Source organism: Paraburkholderia sp. LEh10, assembly GCF_017814945.1.
Classification (GTDB): domain Bacteria; phylum Pseudomonadota; class Gammaproteobacteria; order Burkholderiales; family Burkholderiaceae; genus Paraburkholderia.
This window is the reverse complement of sequence record NZ_JAGIPX010000161.1, coordinates 1-4,515: the sequence shown is the minus strand read 5'-3', so window position 1 is coordinate 4,515 and position 4,515 is coordinate 1. Positions and strand designations below refer to the sequence as shown.

At 57.2% G+C, this 4,515-nt stretch carries 6 protein-coding genes and 1 pseudogene; 5 read left to right on the top strand and 2 right to left on the bottom strand.

What is annotated here, in order from left to right; translation table 11 throughout:
• Positions 1-205: 205 nt before the first annotated feature.
• Positions 206-481: pseudogene (locus J8I87_RS43395) on the top strand (transposase); the annotation flags it as partial.
• A 90-nt stretch (positions 482-571) separates the two neighbouring features.
• Here J8I87_RS43395 and J8I87_RS43390 read toward each other — a convergent pair.
• Positions 572-1,269, bottom strand: a protein-coding gene (locus J8I87_RS43390) for an IS6 family transposase (RefSeq protein ID WP_245254615.1) whose coding sequence is annotated in 2 segments (ribosomal slippage) — positions 572-1,197 and positions 1,197-1,269 — 699 coding nt in all. Because the reading frame shifts where the segments join, the coding sequence is not laid out codon by codon here.
• 282 nt (positions 1,270-1,551) lie between these two features.
• Positions 1,552-1,809, bottom strand: a complete 258-nt coding sequence (locus J8I87_RS43385; RefSeq protein WP_209938757.1) for a hypothetical protein — start codon at positions 1,807-1,809, stop codon at positions 1,552-1,554.
• Between the two features lie 995 nt (positions 1,810-2,804).
• Here J8I87_RS43385 and J8I87_RS43380 point away from each other — a divergent pair.
• The 4 genes from J8I87_RS43380 (at position 2,805) to J8I87_RS43365 (ending at position 4,454) form a co-directional block, all read left to right on the top strand.
• On the top strand, positions 2,805-3,044 hold the full coding sequence (locus tag J8I87_RS43380) for a hypothetical protein (protein WP_209938755.1): 240 nt from the start codon (positions 2,805-2,807) through the stop codon (positions 3,042-3,044).
• 69 nt (positions 3,045-3,113) lie between these two features.
• A complete protein-coding gene (locus J8I87_RS43375; RefSeq protein WP_209938754.1) occupies positions 3,114-3,329 on the top strand; it encodes a hypothetical protein in 216 nt (71 codons plus the stop codon).
• Between the two features lie 402 nt (positions 3,330-3,731).
• Entirely contained in the window at positions 3,732-3,935 is a 204-nt protein-coding gene (locus J8I87_RS43370; RefSeq protein ID WP_054925770.1) for a cold-shock protein, read from the top strand.
• A gap of 276 nt (positions 3,936-4,211) precedes the next feature.
• Positions 4,212-4,454 carry a hypothetical protein gene (locus J8I87_RS43365; protein ID WP_209938753.1) on the top strand — a complete coding sequence of 81 codons (243 nt, stop codon included), beginning with the start codon at positions 4,212-4,214 and terminating at the stop codon, positions 4,452-4,454.
• Positions 4,455-4,515 lie beyond the last annotated feature (61 nt).

Sequence of the window (4,515 nt, the reverse complement as noted above, 5' to 3'; positions counted from 1 at the left end):
GATGGGCCACCTGTCGGCCCGTCGGCCTGGCGCCGGCGCGCCGACACCGTCGCCAGTCGATCCGCTCCCATCGCATAATGCACATAGGTTGGCCCACCATGTCATAGCCCAATCCTGCCCGTGCTATCGGGGCCGTGGGAACCTATGAGGTCGGCTGAAAAAAATGGATGCCAACGTTTCGTAAAATAGGGAAACGGAGGCATAGATGAATCGAATTCCAAGCGCGGTCTATACGAAGGACTTTCGTGATGAGGCCGTCAAGCTCGCGTTGACGGAAGGTGTGGGGCCATCGGAGGCGGCACGGCGGTTGTCGATTCCGCTGAAGACGCAGGCGAACTGGGTGCGTGCTGCAAAGGCCGGCAAGCTTGAGAACGTCGGTCAAGACCAGAAGCCAAAGACGGAACTGGAAGCCGAGCTTGCCTGCGTCCGAAAGGAACTGGCCGAAGTGAAACTGGAGCGTGACCTGCTAAAAAACATCCGAAGGGGCGCGCCCCTGCCCGAAGGGCAGGAACTCCGGTTTTGTCGCGGTAAGGGCAAGATGGCGAACAAACGGCAGTATAAGTAGGACGGCTTATGTTGCCAGTGAGTAAAACTGCTGGGCGCGGGTGTATCCGATGCCACGGTCTTGCATTTGGCCCTTGGCGATCATGTGCATGAGCTCGATGCCGCTCAACAGGATCCGGGCGCAACTAAAATTCTTGAAGCCGAGCATAGCCCGCGTGCGTCGCTTGATCGCCCGATGATCCTGCTCGACGACATTGTTCAGATACTTGTTCTGGCGAATCTTGATCGGTGTTTCCCGTTCCGCGTTGAGAGCATCCAGCGCGGCCAGGTTCGCACCGCTTTTATCGATTGTCACCGTCTCGGGTTCGCCGTTTTGCTCGATTGACTTTTCGAAGTAACGCCGCGCCGCGGCCTTGTCACGATGGGCACGTAGTAGAAAATCAACCGTGTTACCCTCCTTGTCGATTGCGCGGTACAAATATTTCCACTGGCCTCGGACCTTGATATGCGTTTCATCCATTCGCCAGCTCCGACCGACGGCTTTCTTGTGGCGGCGAAAGGCCTTCTCCAGGACCGGCAACACCTTGATGGCCCAACGGTGCACTGTTGAATGGTCGACCGAGATTCCGCGCTCCGCCATCATCTCTTCCAGGTGTCGAAGGCTCAGCGGATAGGCCACATACCAGCGCACGACGTCAGCATCACGTCGAGCGGATAGTGCAACCGCTTGAGCACCCGTGCCAAGGCTGGATTCAGAGTCGTCATCAAGCGTCCGATCGTTCGCATTGTCAGGGCGCATGATACCCGACGCTTACTGCGACACAGCCCCTTTTATTGCACCGTGTGCCGGCGGAACTTCTGCCGACACGTAACGGCCGTTGCTGCCGGCCAAGAACAGAACACAAGTTATCCAATTCAGGCAGCAGGACCTATTGAACCGGATTTGCAAGCTTGCTGGCTGTTACAGAAATGGCTGGCCTGAGCGGCTTTGGCTGTGCGTAGGTGCAGTATCGAAGCTCAGATAACGCGAGTGCGGCTCATCAGTCATCAGTGACGCTCCGAGACCAGGCAACCGTCAATGAAGACTTGCGCGCGCGTCTCGCCGTATGAAAAAGCCTCGTCAGGCGTCATGAAGTCCACCTCGGCCGGGAGGCTCGCAATCGGTGTTGAGTGTGTGCCAGACGAACGGACAGACCAGGAAACGGAATACCGGTACTCCTTCCCGTCGATCGATATCACGTTATTGGAAGTGACCGTCAGATCGATGCTGAAACCACGATAGGGCGCGCATGATTGGGTTTCCATCTTTACTCCCTGTTCACGCCGCTAACGACGCAGAATCCCACTATACGCGCATTACTGCTGTCTGTTTGCCGCGGTTATCGATATCTGTCATGTATTCGAAGCCCGGCCGGCCCGACTCTCAACGATCCCTTGGCGCCGGTCGGCGCTAACGGAATCAGCCGGATTTTTCGAAGCGTTGGAAGATCGGCCCCCGCAATCCGTTTCCTGGAGCGCTCGGGCTTGAGATACAGCACGCCGCCTACCTTCGCATTGGCTGATATTGGCAGGCTTACCCGGCGACCGTGCGACGTGAATGCGACGGGTGAAAGAGCTGAGTCGACGTCAGGAGCCTGGCCCTCGGGTTTCTTTGCGCACCGACGTTGTTGAGAACGTTGGATGGCGTGGGTGAAAACAGGAACTTTCGCTGTACAAATCGTACGAAGGGCGTAGCATGGCGAGCACTGATGGCGATACGGTCGTTCCCCGATGAGAATGCTGGGTCAGCTCTGGAATTGAAACCGGGACTGCTGACTTTTATCGCGGCCGAATGCTCCCACTCCTGCGAGAATGCTCCCACTCCTGCGAGACATGCTTCAGATGCTCGCACCTCTCTTTCCGTGTTCTGCCGCGTATATGCGGCCTCAAAGGTATCCATGTCAACGGCTCTTCGCCTCTGTCGAGGGCCGGAAATTTATCCGCTGGTCTTTCCGCATCCCGCCACCGAGCCGGGGCGTGCACGCAACTACGACGAAGGGTTCGATGCTGCCGTGTGTATTCAGGAGCCGGGCGGCGCAGGGGAGGCATCGCGAAGCCACATATCCAGGATCTCTGTGCGCGCCCTTCCGGAACGCCGGCGATGCGTGGCGTGCATCAATTGCGTATGCGGAACACCTTATCGAAACCTGCCCATAGGCACGAACGTCTTCGATTTGACGTCTTGACGAAGGGCAGCACTCTTCTCGCACCGGACGGACGCCCTTTGCGGCCTCGACTGCCGGTCGCCCAGGAGGATTGTAGTGACCAGGAGTGACCTGCTGGATCGGATCAGGCGCGATCGTTCTGGCATTGTTGAGCGGTTCTTGCCGGTCGACGTATGTGCCGAACTGGAAAGCGTCGTCCGCGACGGCCGTCATGAGGTGAATGCGGATGCGTTGATGATGTTCATGTCCATCCGGGCTCTGCTACGCGAAGACGGCATGGCGAGCTGCGAGTCTGACGGCGAGGCGAGCCAGATCATGGCGCTTCTGAACGCATGATGGACCTTTTATTATTAGTATGCCGCCGCTTCCAGATGGTCGCGGCAACCTCGCGAGAGATATAAACAGATGCGCTTTAACTCCACACGCTTCACCATCGATCCCACGCCGCGTCGAGCCGACGGCGAATACGTGGCGCATGCCCGGATCAGCACAAGCCGCGCGGACGGCAGTGAGTACGACATTCATCTGAGCGGTGACCTTGCAGGCTTCGATGCGCGCGAAGACGCGATCGCCCATGCAAAGAACTGGGCGCAGGAGTGGCTGTGCGTATGTTTCGGATGATGGTCCCAGCGTCTTTCGCGCATCCAGCGAGGCACCAGTCGCAGTGGGGGCGAGGCTACCTTCCCCGGACCTGTGTCGCGTCGTTGTGGGACGTTGTCATCTACCAAGCTGAGCACCCTCAGTGACTCAGCGTAGAGAGACGTGCGCAGTATCGCGCGCGCCTTGTTCTGGTTCGCGGTTGGGAATGTGTCGGCTGGTCGAAGCCTGCTGAAACAGTTACAAGATAACGATTGACGCTGTCGATGTGCGGCAGTTAGTCTACGGTCTGAAGTTCAAGAAGTTCGATTGCTGTTCATCAATTGTTCGCTACTCAGCGATATTCGTTGTCCTCTCCCTCCTTGACGCTTCACCCGCTCGTTAACTGGGCACATCTCCGTATTTTTAATTCAAGGATTATTCTTCATGGAAACCGGTATCGTTAAGTGGTTCAACGACAGCAAAGGCTTTGGCTTTATCACACCGGACAAGGGCGGCGACGACCTGTTCGCTCACTTTTCCGAAATCACGGGCGACGGCTTCAAGACACTGGCTGAAAACCAGAAGGTGAGCTTCGAAACCAAGAAGGGGCCGAAGGGTCTGCAAGCGGCTAATATCAAGCCGCTGTAACGTTGCCTGAAGCGCCCGGCGTCCGTTGATGGACGTCGGGTGGCCACGACAACTCGCGAAGCTTTGCCTCCTCAATGGTGCGAGCCTTCCGATCTGAGTCTGTCTGTTCGGCAGCCTGCCAGTCGCAATCGCCATACACGTCGTTGCATCCTGGTCTGCCCAGATAGCGTCAACGCACTTTTTCGCGCTCGGGCTGCTTTGCCGTAGTTTTCCACGGCTACAACAGCACGTCCACTCCGCGCGACATTCGCGGACTCCGACACCATCAAAATTACAATGAAAAACGAACCTATTCAGCATTACAACGGCTATGCCGTCCAACCCTCGGCGCATCGCTTGCCCGACGGTAGTTTTTCATCCAATCTGCTGCTCGAACGTACCGATAGCGAGCATGGTAATCGCCGATACCGCTTCTATTCGCTCGATTACTTCATGAATGAGGAGCAGGCGCTGCAGCACTCGACACGTTGGGCTCGCGACTGGGTCGACACCCGCGTTAGACCGTGTTATGAACTTTGAAGTACTGGCACTGCATGCACGAGCATAAGCATGGCGAAGACCACGAAATGAAGCCCGGCAA

Coding starts and splice junctions, on each gene's coding strand:
- J8I87_RS43385 (WP_209938757.1), bottom strand. CDS start 1,809: ATGGAAACCCAATCATGCGCGCCCTATCGTGGTTTCAGCATCGATCTG.
- J8I87_RS43375 (WP_209938754.1), top strand. CDS start 3,114: ATGCGCTTTAACTCCACACGCTTCACCATCGATCCCACGCCGCGTCGA.
- J8I87_RS43370 (WP_054925770.1), top strand. CDS start 3,732: ATGGAAACCGGTATCGTTAAGTGGTTCAACGACAGCAAAGGCTTTGGC.
- J8I87_RS43365 (WP_209938753.1), top strand. CDS start 4,212: ATGAAAAACGAACCTATTCAGCATTACAACGGCTATGCCGTCCAACCC.